This is a genomic window from Klebsiella sp. 10, assembly GCF_018223925.1.
Lineage (GTDB): Bacteria > Pseudomonadota > Gammaproteobacteria > Enterobacterales > Enterobacteriaceae > Klebsiella > Klebsiella pneumoniae.
Genome location: NZ_JAGRRB010000007.1, coordinates 124,003 through 137,087, shown reverse-complemented (window position 1 = coordinate 137,087; position 13,085 = coordinate 124,003). Strand labels below are relative to the sequence as shown.

The 13,085-nt window shown below is 52.5% G+C and carries 19 protein-coding genes and 2 pseudogenes; 19 read left to right on the top strand and 2 right to left on the bottom strand.

Features of this window, described 5'->3' with window-relative positions; all coding sequences use genetic code 11:
• Positions 1-343 precede the first annotated feature (343 nt).
• The 14 genes and pseudogenes from KHQ26_RS08855 to KHQ26_RS08790 all read left to right on the top strand — a co-directional run bounded on the left by KHQ26_RS08855 (position 344) and on the right by KHQ26_RS08790 (position 7,362).
• Positions 344-523, top strand: coding sequence for a hypothetical protein (locus tag KHQ26_RS08855; RefSeq protein ID WP_211777878.1), 180 nt, complete (start codon positions 344-346; stop codon positions 521-523).
• Between the two features lie 117 nt (positions 524-640).
• Positions 641-928: a hypothetical protein gene (locus KHQ26_RS08850; RefSeq protein WP_228297886.1), complete on the top strand. Its 288-nt coding sequence runs from the start codon at positions 641-643 to the stop codon at positions 926-928.
• The gene (locus KHQ26_RS08845; protein ID WP_211657700.1) at positions 928-1,221 is read left to right on the top strand and encodes a hypothetical protein; all 294 of its coding nucleotides are present in this window, start codon (positions 928-930) and stop codon (positions 1,219-1,221) included. Before KHQ26_RS08850 ends, KHQ26_RS08845 begins: the two co-directional genes overlap by 1 nt.
• 371 nt (positions 1,222-1,592) lie before the next feature.
• Positions 1,593-1,919, top strand: a pseudogene (locus KHQ26_RS08840) (dATP/dGTP pyrophosphohydrolase domain-containing protein); the annotation flags it as partial.
• 167 nt (positions 1,920-2,086) lie between these two features.
• A complete protein-coding gene (locus KHQ26_RS08835; protein ID WP_211657699.1) occupies positions 2,087-2,632 on the top strand; it encodes a hypothetical protein in 546 nt (181 codons plus the stop codon).
• 81 nt (positions 2,633-2,713) lie between these two features.
• Complete coding sequence (locus KHQ26_RS08830; RefSeq protein ID WP_211657698.1) at positions 2,714-2,971, top strand: DNA polymerase III subunit theta; 258 nt, start codon at positions 2,714-2,716, stop codon at positions 2,969-2,971.
• A 106-nt stretch (positions 2,972-3,077) separates the two neighbouring features.
• Positions 3,078-3,674: a DUF1367 family protein gene (locus tag KHQ26_RS08825; RefSeq protein WP_114262281.1), complete on the top strand. Its 597-nt coding sequence runs from the start codon at positions 3,078-3,080 to the stop codon at positions 3,672-3,674.
• 5 nt (positions 3,675-3,679) lie between these two features.
• Positions 3,680-3,850, top strand: a complete 171-nt coding sequence (locus KHQ26_RS08820; RefSeq protein WP_032413853.1) for a NinE family protein — start codon at positions 3,680-3,682, stop codon at positions 3,848-3,850.
• Positions 3,843-4,424: a recombination protein NinG gene (locus KHQ26_RS08815; RefSeq protein ID WP_064161789.1), complete on the top strand. Its 582-nt coding sequence runs from the start codon at positions 3,843-3,845 to the stop codon at positions 4,422-4,424. The genes KHQ26_RS08820 and KHQ26_RS08815 overlap by 8 nt, the downstream gene beginning before the upstream one ends.
• Positions 4,421-4,561 (top strand): YlcG family protein, encoded by a 141-nt coding sequence (locus KHQ26_RS08810; RefSeq protein WP_009483890.1) that lies wholly within the window; start codon positions 4,421-4,423, stop codon positions 4,559-4,561. The genes KHQ26_RS08815 and KHQ26_RS08810 overlap by 4 nt, the downstream gene beginning before the upstream one ends.
• The gene (locus KHQ26_RS08805) at positions 4,558-5,247 is read left to right on the top strand and encodes a bacteriophage antitermination protein Q (protein ID WP_064184449.1); all 690 of its coding nucleotides are present in this window, start codon (positions 4,558-4,560) and stop codon (positions 5,245-5,247) included. Before KHQ26_RS08810 ends, KHQ26_RS08805 begins: the two co-directional genes overlap by 4 nt.
• 833 nt (positions 5,248-6,080) lie before the next feature.
• Positions 6,081-6,395 carry a hypothetical protein gene (locus KHQ26_RS08800; protein WP_211657697.1) on the top strand — a complete coding sequence of 105 codons (315 nt, stop codon included), beginning with the start codon at positions 6,081-6,083 and terminating at the stop codon, positions 6,393-6,395.
• 2 nt (positions 6,396-6,397) lie between these two features.
• Positions 6,398-6,901, top strand: a complete 504-nt coding sequence (locus KHQ26_RS08795; RefSeq protein WP_211657696.1) for a lysozyme — start codon at positions 6,398-6,400, stop codon at positions 6,899-6,901.
• On the top strand, positions 6,898-7,362 hold the full coding sequence (locus tag KHQ26_RS08790) for a lysis protein (RefSeq protein ID WP_211657695.1): 465 nt from the start codon (positions 6,898-6,900) through the stop codon (positions 7,360-7,362). Before KHQ26_RS08795 ends, KHQ26_RS08790 begins: the two co-directional genes overlap by 4 nt.
• Before the next feature lie 41 nt (positions 7,363-7,403).
• Here KHQ26_RS08790 and KHQ26_RS08785 read toward each other — a convergent pair whose 3' ends face one another.
• On the bottom strand, positions 7,404-7,841 hold the full coding sequence (locus KHQ26_RS08785; RefSeq protein ID WP_130945261.1) for a hypothetical protein: 438 nt from the start codon (positions 7,839-7,841) through the stop codon (positions 7,404-7,406).
• A gap of 48 nt (positions 7,842-7,889) precedes the next feature.
• Here KHQ26_RS08785 and KHQ26_RS26020 point away from each other — a divergent pair.
• A pseudogene (locus tag KHQ26_RS26020) lies at positions 7,890-8,111 on the top strand (hypothetical protein).
• A gap of 184 nt (positions 8,112-8,295) precedes the next feature.
• Here KHQ26_RS26020 and KHQ26_RS08780 read toward each other — a convergent pair.
• The gene (locus KHQ26_RS08780; RefSeq protein WP_032439707.1) at positions 8,296-8,631 is read right to left on the bottom strand and encodes a hypothetical protein; all 336 of its coding nucleotides are present in this window, start codon (positions 8,629-8,631) and stop codon (positions 8,296-8,298) included.
• Positions 8,632-8,658: 27 nt separating this feature from the next.
• On the opposite strand from KHQ26_RS08780, the gene KHQ26_RS08775 reads away from it, so the two are divergent.
• From KHQ26_RS08775 to KHQ26_RS08760, 4 genes are read left to right on the top strand one after another with little or no spacing between them, the layout of a single operon-like run.
• Positions 8,659-9,174, top strand: coding sequence for a terminase small subunit (locus KHQ26_RS08775; RefSeq protein WP_023342730.1), 516 nt, complete (start codon positions 8,659-8,661; stop codon positions 9,172-9,174).
• Positions 9,174-10,646, top strand: a complete 1,473-nt coding sequence (locus KHQ26_RS08770) for a terminase (protein ID WP_101988845.1) — start codon at positions 9,174-9,176, stop codon at positions 10,644-10,646. Before KHQ26_RS08775 ends, KHQ26_RS08770 begins: the two co-directional genes overlap by 1 nt.
• Before the next feature lie 12 nt (positions 10,647-10,658).
• Positions 10,659-12,122: a DUF1073 domain-containing protein gene (locus tag KHQ26_RS08765; RefSeq protein WP_211657694.1), complete on the top strand. Its 1,464-nt coding sequence runs from the start codon at positions 10,659-10,661 to the stop codon at positions 12,120-12,122.
• Positions 12,055-13,059, top strand: coding sequence for a phage minor head protein (locus tag KHQ26_RS08760; protein ID WP_211657693.1), 1,005 nt, complete (start codon positions 12,055-12,057; stop codon positions 13,057-13,059). The genes KHQ26_RS08765 and KHQ26_RS08760 overlap by 68 nt, the downstream gene beginning before the upstream one ends.
• The last annotated feature ends 26 nt before the right edge of the window (positions 13,060-13,085 follow it).

Here is a 13,085-nt window from a genome sequence, read left to right as displayed (position 1 = left end):
CGGGATTAAGGCTGATGGGGTGGAAGCGTTCGCGGCTTACTGCGGTGAAGAAAACTCTATATTCGTTGAGGCCAAGGCTTACTACCGCTCATTGCCAGATGCTGCCGCTGAGTTCTGCAGCATGCTGCGCGAGGGGGCCGACAAATGATTACCGGGACTGCGAACTATGACGATGTTCCTGATGTTCTCTGCGCCTTGTGCGGCGGTTATTACAAAGCCGACGCTCCGGAAAGTCACGAATGCGAAGAGGAAGCGCAACTCCATGACGAAATTGAATGTGATATCTGCGGTTTCAAAAGCACAGACCCAGGCGGCGCTCACTACTGCTGCGAGGATAACTCCGATGACTGATATCACCGAACTGGCGCTACTAGTCAGTAAAGCGAAAGCGTCTGTATTTACCCTGGAATATATCTCGCAGTTTGAGCCTGCTGATATCGACTCCGATGACGTTGATTTGCGGTTTGAGGTAGATGGCCGAGATACCGGCACCAACGTTTCTATCGTCGATGAGTGCGGGTAGGCTGCAAAGGTTATTGGCACGCTGGTAGAGGCGCTGGAGAAGGCGCAGCAGCGGATTGATGAACTGGAGAACGATGAAGTTCGTCAACGGCTGGCTAACGCTGAGCACCAACTCTACATGGCTGAACTGGCTAAGCATAACCTCAAAGCAAGCCGCAAAGCCCAGTTCCGCAAGCGTAGAGCGGCCGAGAAGCGCATCGGCGAGCTGGAGCGCGAACAGGAGCAACTTCGACCAGTCGGTGTGATGAGCGAGCAGGCATTTCACCGTCTTGAAAACAGAGAATGTCGCTTTATTGCTCTGTGGCCGCGCCCTGGTATCTTTTTGCAGCGCAAGCGACCCGAGGACGGCGTGATCGTTTATGCGCGTACAGCTGCCGCCGCTGGCATCAAGGTGGAGGCTGAGTGATGTGGAGAGGAACCGATCGCACCAGAAGCCAGATGATACTGACCGAGTATCGCTACGACCCTAAAGCTAAAGACTCCAAATCCGTTTACCTGGTGCGGCATAACAGCCGCATTCATCAGACTGTTCTAGAGCTGCATTTGACGATAGAGCGCGATAGTTTCGGTCGTTTCATACCGACTATCGAACTGAAAGACTTTCCGGAAGGACTTAGCGACCGCGAGTCGATGCTCAAACTTGCCGACTGGCTGCACCGTTTAGGTGTGGCTATCGAGGATAACTGGAGTCAACCATGACCAAATCAACCATAACCAGAGAGCAGTTACTCGAAATTATTGAAACCGATCACGTGCAGTGTGGTGAGGCATCCTATCTCGCCCGCATGGCGCTGGCCGCAATGGACAGCGAGCCGGTGGCAGAAGTGGTTTCAATTTATGGCGACCCCGAAGCCTTTGGGGAGCGAGAGATTAGACCGCTTGTCGGCATTCAGCAAATGCCATACGGGACGAAGCTATATCGCCACGTGCAGCAGCCGGTAGTTGAGAGCGAGCCGGTGGCGCTTCAACCTGAGCTGGCAAAAGTTATCTATCACTTCCGTGACTGGAATGAAGGGTTTCCGGTTGAGCGGTTCAAGGCCGACTACGTCATTAGTTGGATGCTGGCAAATTATCCGCCAGCGCAACCAGCAAAGGACCGAGAGCAGGTACGCCGCGAGCACGCAGAGTGGTCACAGGCAACATTCGGTAATGTCGGTCCGGTTGGCCCGCTGAAGCACCTCAGCAAAGAAGCACTGGAAGCCGCTGAACAGCCTGGCGACCTGTCGGAGTGGGCTGATATGCAGTTCCTGCTGTGGGACGTCCAGCGCCGTGCTGATATCACTGATGATCAGATTACCCAGGCAATGATTGAAAAATTGGTTGTGAACAAGCAACGCGAATGGCCCGATCCGAAAGACGGGGAGCCGCGGTTGCATATCAACAATTCGTCAGAGCCAACAAAGCGGTAGAAATGATTGCCGAAATAGAGCGTTAATTTATTAAGCTTATAATATATTAAACATGTATAGTGTATGGGTTGGTTATAAGTTACCTGATTGTTAGAAGGATAACTATGCTCATTCTACATAGCAAAATTAAAACTCAATTTTTCAAGAGGTAGAAAATGAATCCATGGGGAGCTATTATTGCAGCATTAATTGCAGGATTTATTGCTTTTATTGGAATGGTTATAGCAAAAGAAAATAAAATTTCAGAATTTAGGCAGGAATGGATTAAAGAACTAAGAGGTAACATAGCGAAGCTTTTCCGACTTTATGGAATGCTGAGAAAAGACTCGGGACTAACTCCTGATGAAAGGACTGAAAAGTTTAATGAGCTAAATGAAATAATTGCCACGATTGGTTTACATTTAAATCATGGTAACCCATCAGTAAATGAGCAAAAGTTACTTGAGTCAATTGGTAAATTGAATTTACATGTTGAAATTGGTGAAGCGTCGCTACCTTCATTATTCGATTCTCTTACAGAAAACTCTCATCTTGTACTAAAAGAAGAGTGGGAAAGGGTAAAGCGCGGTGAGCCAAATTATCACAGGATTAAAGATTTTTTGTTTTTGGTATTTGTATTTTGTACGTCTTTACTCCTAATATCCCTAGTTGTTTTCTCAATGATAAAATGTGGAATCCTTAGTGCAACATTATTATCCTAATGGTAGGGTATTATTTGCATCAAAACTGAGCATGTAACCCGGAAGCGATATATAATCCCCTCCACAGCAGAGGGGATTTTTATGTCACAGTGGAACGTTGCAGCCAAATCGAAAGACGAGCAGGACAAGGTCAACGTTGACCTCGCAGCGTCCGGCGTCGCTTATAAAGAGCGCCTGAACATGCCGGTTGTTGCCGAAGTGGTGGCCAGAGAGCAGCCAGAGCATCTGCGCGAGTATTTCATGGAGCGCGTCCGCTACTACCGCGAGCAGAGCATCCAACTCCCGCGCGCAAGCGATCCGCGCTATCTGGAAATGTCTGAGCAGAACGCCAAGAAATAGCGATTTTCTCGTATATGCTCATTTTGCTTTTATCCCCGGGAAGGGCGATAATTACTTGGTCAGTCTGGACAACTGACAACTTTACCCCGGCGCCAAGTGGGGACACATGGCGCAAACACTGCAATTTGAGAAGAGTTATCAAAACGTACTGATTCCCGCAGAGCCGGGAACCAGCGAATACCTGCAACTTATCCCAGTAGGGCAACTGCTTTGCGGTGAGTTCCGCAAGCCCCGGAATTACGCATTCCACAAGAAGTTCTTCAAGCTTCTGACTCTCGGGTATCACTACTGGACGCCTTCCGGTGGCCTCATTGAGCCCGCTGAGCGCACCCTCATATCCGGGTTTATCGACTTCCTCTCATCCGACTTCGATCAGCGCGCTGCGCTCCAGAACGCCGCGGAGATGTATCTCTCCTCTGTCGGTATTTCTCGTTCCCGCGATATGGCGCTTCTGAAACACTTCGAATCCTTCCGCGAGTGGGCAACCATTCAGGCTGGCTTTTACGACGAATACCAGATGCCTGACGGCAGCCGTCGTCGTGTCGCAAAGTCGATCTCCTTCGCCAGCATGGACGACAGCCAGTTTAACGGCGTCTACAAATCAGTGCTGAATGTGCTCTGGAACTACATTCTGCGTCGCAAATTCCACTCGCCGGCTGAGGCTGAAAACGCCGCTAGTCGGCTGCTGAGCTTTGCGGGGTGATGGCTATGCAATGTCTTCTCGCCAAAGTAATGGAGCGCGGCATCTTCCGCGTGCCGGCGCGCCGCAAGCGCAAGGTCGAAGTTAAGCCTTCCGACATCCCGACCCTGAAAGACTACACCGCCCGCCTGGTCGATAAGAAGTGGCTCCGCCTGAGAGCAAGGAGGCCACATGCTTAAACGTACTCAGCGCCGGTGCAAAATCTGCCGGGCCAAATTCACCCCGGCATTCGAAAACCATCGTTGGTGCTGCCCTGAGCATGGCGCTGAATTTGCCATGCAGGAACTGGAGAAGAAGCGCGATAAGCAGGCTCAGGCGAAAGCGAAGAAAGAGCGCGCAGCCTGGCGCAAACGCAAAGCCGCAGTGAAGCCTCTCCGACACTGGGAAGACATGACCCAGCGCGTCATTAACGACTATATCCGCGAGCGTGACCACGATCTGCCGTGCATCAGCTGCGGCACGTTCGAAACGGTTCAGTGGGAGGCCGGGCATTACCGATCCCGCGGTAAAGCATCTCACCTGCGCTACAACGAGGACAACATTCACAAGCAGTGCCATCACTGCAACGTGCAGATGTCAGGGAACCAGCAGCAGTACCGCGTCGCTCTGGTAGAGAAAATCGGCGCTGAGCGCGTCGAGGCGCTCGAAAACAACAACACCCCTCACCGATACACCATCGAAGAACTGGAAGGCATCAGGCGCCATTACAGCGCGCTACGCCGTGCGCTCATAAAACAACGGGAGGCCGCATGAGCCGTGACGTTATCGAACGCATCCGCGACCGCTGGCAAAAGCTGCGTCTATGCCGGCACCGTGGCACCGTACTGGTTGACTACCGAATTTTGAAGAATTTCGTCCGCATCTATCAGGCTTCAGGAGAGAAAGCATGAATACCCAGTACCTTGAGTATGTTCGCCAGCAGCTGATAGTGGCCACCGCGGATCTGAGCGGTGCGACGAAAGGACAGTTGGTTGCTTTTGCAGAGAACGCACAATTCACCGCTACGGCGCGCAGCCGGGGAAGGAAGAAAGTAGCCGATCCGGTAACAGGCCGCATGGTAAACCCATCCAGCCCGCCAATCCCCGGGCAGCAGTCGCGCGCAAAAGGTTCATCAATCGCTCTCGTTCTGCCCGTTGAGTACTCGACGGCAAGCTGGCGCCGGGCTCTGCTGTCGCTGGAAGAGCATCAGAAAGCCTGGCTGCTGTGGAACTACAGCGACAATATCCGCTTTGAGTATCAGGTAGCGATAACACAGTGGGCATGGGAAGAATTCCGTGATCAACTCGGCGCTAAGAAAGTGGCCGGCAAGACGATGCAGCGGCTGAAGAAACTGATATGGCTGGCAGCGCAGGACGTGAAAGCAGAGCTGGCGGGTAAGTATGTATACCAGCACCAGGATCTTGCAGCCCTGTGTGGCGTTAAACCTGATAACTGGTGCCATAACTACGCTGATTACTGGCGGACTATGTGCGCCATTTTTAAGCGGCTTGATAGCGACTCTCTTCTCTGTGCCGTGAGAACACGATCACAACAAAAAGCGACTTTTTCGCAGCAGGGTCTTGCAAAAGTCAATTAAATGCGTCATATTTGAGTCTACTTTGATATGCTGCCTTAACTTTAAGTGGCGGCATGAAGTTTGAAAAAGTTGGTCGGCAAGCCATCAGTAAAAAGCGGTTAGACAGCGGCAGTCTTTAAAAGCAACGTGACGGCTCGAAAGTGAGCAAAAATACAAGCCCGAGGTTAATGCCTTGGGCTTTTTTATGCCTGCTATCCGGTCAGGGCTCTTGGGTTGAGACGTGCTGCACGACACGTTAAAGCCCTCCGCGCAGAGCCCTGAACCAGATTGCTGGTTTAGCTCAGCAATAAGAAAACTGCATGTCATCATTTGCTTACATCTTATTGACCAGAAAATTAACATCTTGTTAATCTATTCGTGTGGTGAATCCCCCTGTGCGGTGGGGCGACCAGTCACTTACAGTGATCTGTAAATGCAGCGCGGGCCATGTCGGCTGGGACATGCTCACCGGGAGGCACCCGGCACCACGCAGTACTACTAAGACATTTGGTAGTGGGGTTGCTGTTTCGGCTCCTCCATCTATGTTTAAAAGGCAGTAACGGAAAAAGCGAGCGCTCTCCTGGTAAATCGGTAGCTCGGACTATTAGGTGCGCTTTCGTTTGTTACTACCTAGTAAGCCTACTTTCTGCCCGTTCCTCTGAGCGGGCTTTTTTTTCGCCTGATTACGGCATTGCTACAAACCATAAGACATTTAAGGGCTGCGCTTTAGCGTGGCCTTTTTTTATTTCAGGGTCGCGGGAATCACCCTCGACGCTTTGTTGGTAAATCAGCCCGACGGCCCTGAATCTTTTACTGACTACAGATAGCACCCCGAACATTATCGGAGGTGAGAGATGCAACGTATGAATCCAACCGATGGTCACAATCTGCCTTACTGGTGGTCAGCCTTGCTTGGTATCTTTTCCGTCCTGAGTCTGCAGGATTATGTCTTCATCATTGGCGCCCTGATCTCTGCCTTCTTCACAATCAAGACTTATTACGCAAAGCGCAAGGAAGAGCGAGAGCGACTTGATGAAGAGAAAAAGCGCACGCAGCTGTTGGCCAGTTATCTGGCTCATGTCTCCACAAAGCCAGGAGGTGACCGCCCGGCTTCAGCCGAAGTGGTTACCGAGGCTTTGAAGCGGATCGCAAGTGATACACAGGGGTGAACATGACGCCATCAATGAGGAAAAAACTGATTGGCGTGATCGCCGGCGGTGGTGGTGCCATAGCCATTGCCTCTGCGCTCATCACTGGCCCAACCGGTAACGATGGTCTTGAAGGCGTGCGATACGCCCCCTATCAGGATGTGGTAGGGGTCTGGACGGTCTGCTATGGCCACACTGGCAAAGACATCATGCTCGACAAGAAGTACACCGAGGCTGAATGCCGTGCGCTGCTCAGCAAAGACCTGAACGCCGTAGCCCGCCAGATTAACCCATACATCCAGAAGCCGATCCCCGAGACAATGCGCGGGGCTCTGTACTCGTTCGCCTATAACGTTGGTGCTGGCAACTTCCAGACCTCCACGCTGCTGCGCAAAATCAACCAGGGCGACCAGAAAGGGGCGTGCGACCAGCTGCGCCGCTGGACTTACGCCAAGGGCAAGCAGTGGAAAGGCCTGGTAACTCGCCGCGAGATTGAGCGTGAAGTTTGTCTCTGGAGTCAAAAATGAGCCGATTAACCGCCATTATCAGTGCCGTTGTGATCTGCTTGATAGTCAGCCTCGGCTGGCTGGTCAGTCACTACCACGACAATGCTACCGAGTTCAAAAGGCAGCGCGATAAAGTGACTGAGCAGCTCAGCCTGGCGAAAGACACCATCGCTGATATGCAGGTAAGGCAGCGCGACGTCGCAGCGCTCGATGCCAAATACACGAAGGAGTTAGCCGATGCGCAAAACACCATTAATGGTCTGCGTCGGGATGTTGATTCTGGCGCTAAACGGCTGCGCATCGCCGCAACCTGCCCTGGAGTGTCAAAAGCCACCTCCGCCACCGGCGTGGATGATGCAGGAGCCCCCGAACTTACTCCAGGCGCTCAACGGAATTATTTCGATCTCCGGGACGGAATCGCAACCGCTGACAAGATGATTCGCGGAATGCAGGACTACATAAAAGAGCAGTGCCTCAGGTAAACTAATTCAGGCGGTCTTTTAGATCGCCTGATATAGATCATTTACAATGAAATGAATTTTTTAATTGAGGCGTTTTGGATAATCTTGTCAATCATTGCTGGTTCTACATTTCTGGCATAGTAGATGTTAAAAGTTTCTTCAGACTCTGGAGTATCGAAGGACAACTCGCCTCCAGGACGCAAAAAACATGTGAAAATCGGGATTTCTTTTTCTTCTTTACATGTATAAAAGGCTATCTCACAAACCAAGTCTCGGTCTAAAAATACAAACCTCTGCTTAGATTCACACCAGAATTTAAATTCAGGCATTTCTATGCGCAAAGAAGAATTTTTCTCTGAAATTATAATGAAATCATGAAAATAATCACGTTTCTGCCAATGTTCTTTGAGGCTTCTTAGCAAACCCTCGGTGTCATTTCTTAGAGGCTCGCCAAAGTTTTTCACTTGCGATGATACATCGCCAATATTCTTCAAGGTCATATTGAATCCACCTTTTACAATCTAGAGAAAACAATACCGGAAATTGATATGCCTGACATCTACCAAATCACGCTAACCACCCAAACAGGCGAAACCTTCACGGGCAAGATGTCATGACGTCAACCTGAACTGGTTAATGGCTTTGTGCCGCTGGTGACCGAGACGGGTGAGTGGCTGTACTTTGCTTCTGACGATGTGAAGCGCGTACAGTTCACGCCAGTGCCAGTCGAGGGAGAATCAGAGGAAGCTACATCATGCCTAAGACAATAGGCCCTATCACCTTGACTCTTGATATGAGAAAGCAGGTTGCACGTTCGCGCGAAGTGCTTGAGGAGTTGCAGCGTAGAGTGAGTGAGCTTAGCCCTCGGATATCAGAGGAGGACGCGCTACTCATCCTCCTCCTCGATATGACATTTGATTACCTGAATGCTAGGAAATCATTGGTGGATTAAAACTATTGTCTTTGAATGTTATCCCATTGGCGTCGATGCTCCTCCTTCTCATCCACACAGGAAGGGCAAAGTAATCCGCCGTAGTACATGTCGTTTTGAATGGCGCTTTCAAAATCATCACCTTCAAGAATATGCTGGCAGTCATTGTGATACCCGCCAGGGTCGGTTACGCCATCGCAAGGTTGGGTAAGAAACGGCTTTAGTACCGCTTTTTGTCGCGGAGTTAAGCTTTCGTAACCATTATTTACAGCCCTCTGGGCTATTCCAGCCACCATCGCATCTTGGTCATGGAACCGATCATGTTCGAGCATGGTATTGAGAAGAGATTCTGTAGACATAAATAAACCTTTCATTTTGGAATAAGCATGGCACTCACCGACAAGCAAGAAATGTTTTGTCGCGAGTACCTCATCGATTTAAACGCCACACAAGCGGCTATTCGGGCGGGGTACAGCGCAAAGACAGCTAACCGCACCGCATCCGAAAACCTGTCAAAACCTGACATACAGTCAAGAATTGCTGAACTCAAAGAGCAGCGCAATGATCTGGTTGGTATAAATGCGACATACGTCCTGAATCGCCTTGTTGAGATAGACCAGATGGACGTGCTCGACATCCTGACCTCGACTGGAGAGCTAAAACCAGTAACTCAATGGCCGAAGGTCTGGAGGACGACGCTCTCCGGGCTGGATGTCATCGAGATGGCAGCGGAGGGAAACACTACCGCGCTGCTTAAGAAGATTAAGTGGCCTGATAAGGTGAAGAACCTGGAGCTGATTGGTAAGCATATCGACGTCCAGGCGTTTCGCGAGCAAGTGAAAACAGAGCACGTCGTTGAATCAATATCTGATCTGATGGATTCCTTGTCTCAGGGGGCGTAATGAAACCTGAGCATCTCAAGCTGCTAGCTGATAAAGACTGGCGGCTGAACAATCTTTATTGGATCACCGACAAAGAAGGCAAGCCGACTCGCTTCAGGATGACGCCTGAGCAGCGGGAATACTTCGAGGGGATTCACACCCGCAACATCATCCTGAAAGCTCGCCAGCTCGGCTTCACCACAGAAGTGTGCATCATCCAGCTCGACGCTGCTCTGTTCGAGTCGGCAAAGTGCGCGCTGATCGCCCACACGCTGAACGACGCAAAGCGCCTGTTTCGCGAAAAGGTGAAATATGCCTACGATAAGCTGCCGGCCGAGATAAAGGCAGCCAACCCGGCGAGTAACGACTCAGCCGGTGAGCTGGTCTTTAAGAAGGGCGGATCACTCTACGTCAGTACCTCATTTCGTGGCGGCACGCTGCGTTACCTGCACGTCTCCGAGTTCGGAAAGATATGCGCCAAGTATCCGGATAAAGCCCGGGAAATCGTCACTGGTGCATTTGAGGCGGTATCGACAGGATGCTTCGCTACTATCGAGAGTACCGCAGAGGGCCGGGCGGGTTACTTCTTCGATTACTGCCAGACGGCAGAGAAAGCGCTACTGCAGGGCAAGCCGTTATCTGCTCTGGACTGGAAGTTTTTCTTCTTCTCCTGGTGGAAGAATCCGCAGTACGCAATTGACCCGGTAGAACCGCTGCCGGCGCGCCTGCTTGAGTACTTCGCTGAGATGGAGGCGAAGCACGGCATAGTCGTTAGTGAACGACAGAAGGCCTGGTATTACGCCAAAGAAAAGACGCTCGGCGACGACATGAAGCGCGAATACCCGACCATTCCGGCCGAGGCGTTCCAGCAGTCGGTCGAGGGCGCGTACTACGCCAAACAATTCCGTTGGCTCTACACCAACAAGCGGATCGGACAAATTCCGGATAACTCACATCTACCGGTTCACACGTTCTGGGATATTGGTGTGGGCGACTCCACGGCGATCTGGTTCGTTCGCGAGGTCGGCGAAGAGTTTCACATCATCGACTACTACGAAAACTCTGGCGAGGGGCTTCGGCACTACATGAAGGTGCTGAAAGACCGCGGCTATGAGTACGGTGAGCACTGGGGTCCGCACGACATCGAGAACCGCGAGTTTGCAGCTGATGCGAAGTCTCGCAAAGAGCTGGCGCGCGAGGGCTACGAGATTGACGGCCGGATGTATTCGATGAACTTCCGCGTTGTGCCAAAAGCGGGGATCGACACCGGCATCGAGTCGGTGCGTGAAATCCTCAAATCCTGCGTTTTCGATGAGGAGAAGTGCGCTGTTGGCATCTCCCACCTCGAAGGTTACCGCAAGGAGTGGGACGACAAGCGCGGCTGCTGGAAAGACAAGCCCCTTCATGACTTCACATCGCACGGCGCCGACAGCTTTCGTTACTTTGCAGTGGCGAAGAACAACCGCAAGCAGGTCGGCACAGTATTCTTCTAAGGAGCATCGCCAGTGAGCGAACAAGATAACGGCCTTCAACTGGCTGTGAACAATCTCGCCACTGAGATGCGGCGAGCGAATTACCTTAACGCCATCGGTATCGGCGGGGGTAATACCAAGCGCCCGACGCTCTATCAGGAGTTCGGTTATCCGCGCACCATTACCTTCCATGACTTCTACAACATGTACCGGCGCAACGCCGCAGGCTTCGCAGTGGTGCATCGCCTTCTGGATGGATGCTGGCAGGACTATCCGGTAATCGTTGACGGTGATGAGTCCCAGGAGGCGAAGAAAACCAACCAGTGGGAAAAGAACGTCGCCAGGTTCATGAAGAAATGGTGGCCGAAGGTGAAGGATGCCGATCGCCGCAATATGGTGGGCCGCTACTCCGCGCTGTTACTGCAGATCAAAGATAACCGGTCATGGAATGAGGAAGTCGACACTTCCCTTGTGAAGAATCTCGGTGAAGCAGCGCTGGTTAAGCTGATCCCTGTATGGGAGCCGCAGCTGACAGTTGCTGAATGGGATAACGATCGCCAGTCCGAGACGTTCGGCCAGCCGAAGATGTTCAACTTCAACGAGCAGCCGGTTGGAGACGAGGCGTTCGTCGGTCCGACGCGCGGTGAGCCTGTGCATCCCAGCAGGGTGATCCTGTTCTGCGAAGGTTCAGAGGATGACAACGTTCTGTCGGGTATCCCGCTGCTTGAGGCCGGATACAACAAAGGGCTCGACCTTGAGAAGATTTCCGGCGGTGGTGCTGAGGGCTTCCTGAAGAATGCCAGCCGGCAGATCGCGGTCGAGTTCAGCAAAGAAACTGACATGGCCACGCTTGCCGATCAGGCTAAGAAAGCTGGTTATGCCGACCTCGGCGAAGCGATGGGCGACAAGGTCAACAAGCTTAACCGCGGCACCGATGCAGCCGCCGTGATGCAGGCCGGGCAGATGCACGTTCTGAGCGTAACTCCAGGCGACCCGGGGCCGACTTGGGAGGTCACCGCGAACGAACTGGCTGCCTCCGTACAGATACCTTTCACCATCCTGTTTGGACAGCAGACCGGACGACTGGCGAGCGATGAGGATAAAACAGACTGGGCCATTCGCCGAAATACCCGCCGCAACGGCTTCCTGACCGACCGAATCACAGCTTTGCTGGAACGCTTCTGGACCCTGGGCATTATCGATCCGCCGACAAATGGAGAGGTCACCATTTCATGGTCCGACCTGCTGGCTCCTGGCGAGAAGGAGAAAATCGAGAACGCTTCGAAACTAGCTGATATCGTTCAGAAAACCTCAGGCTTCTACGGTGGCGAACCGCCATTCACGGCCAACGAACTTCGCGAGATTGTAGGCCTCGACCCTCTGCCTGAGCCAAAGCAACCACCTAACCCGAATGACAAGGTGACAACCGATGATCCACTGGCCGATGACACCGGAGCAGACGGCAAAGGTGGGGCTGCCGATAGTTCCGCGCAGTAAGGTTGACCCGACTCGATCAGCGAAGCAGGTCAGCGAGATGTTCCGGGATATCGAGGACCGGTATCTCGGCATCAAGCGCGCACTGAAAACGCTCTTCGACCAGCGTCTGACCGGGAGAGAGCGAGAGGTTAACAGCCACAGCTGGCACTTCCTGTGCCACGACCACGGCGAGGATGTGCGGCTTTACCAGGTCAACGCCGGCAAGTTTATCTACGACATGTCAGCGCAGGAACTGGCCGACCTGCTCGAAGCGGTGCAGGGCATTCTCGACGATTACCTGCTGGAAGGCGGCGAACAAAGCCTGTGGGCGATGGATTACGTCGCCGCTGAGGCGCAGCGCGGCACGCTGGAGGCCTTCAACAACCTCTCGCAGCAGTCGCAGGTATACGCCAGCCAGACGACGCTACAGCAGCTTTTAAGCAGCCCCGGTCACCTTAATCAGGTGGCTGCCGCCAGACTGACAACGTTTAGTGACTGGAAGGTCATCAGCGACACCGTCCGCGGCGATCTGACCAACATCATTACCGATGCGGTTGCTCGCGGGGTGAACCCTCGCGAGACGGCCAGCGTCATCAGTAAGCGCCTCGACGTATCGATGTCGAAGGCTAAGACCATTGCTCAGACTGAGCAGGTCGGCGCGCTGCGCCAAGCGCAATGGAACGAAACGGACTGGGCTGCCGACAGGCTGGGGCTGAATACCGGGCTTCTGTGGCTGTCAGCACTCAAGCCAACGACGCGCAGCTGGCACGCCAGCCGCCACGGCAAGGTATACACCACAGAAGAGGTGCGGGACTTCTACGCTGAGAACGGCAACCGGTATAACTGCTATTGCAGCCAGATTCCGGTGCTGCTTAACGACAACGGCAGCATTTTCAATCAGGACTTGGCAGATAAGCTGGCGAAAGAACGTAAAGGTTGGATTGCATCTTCAGGATGATATTATCAAGTACATCTGAACAATCT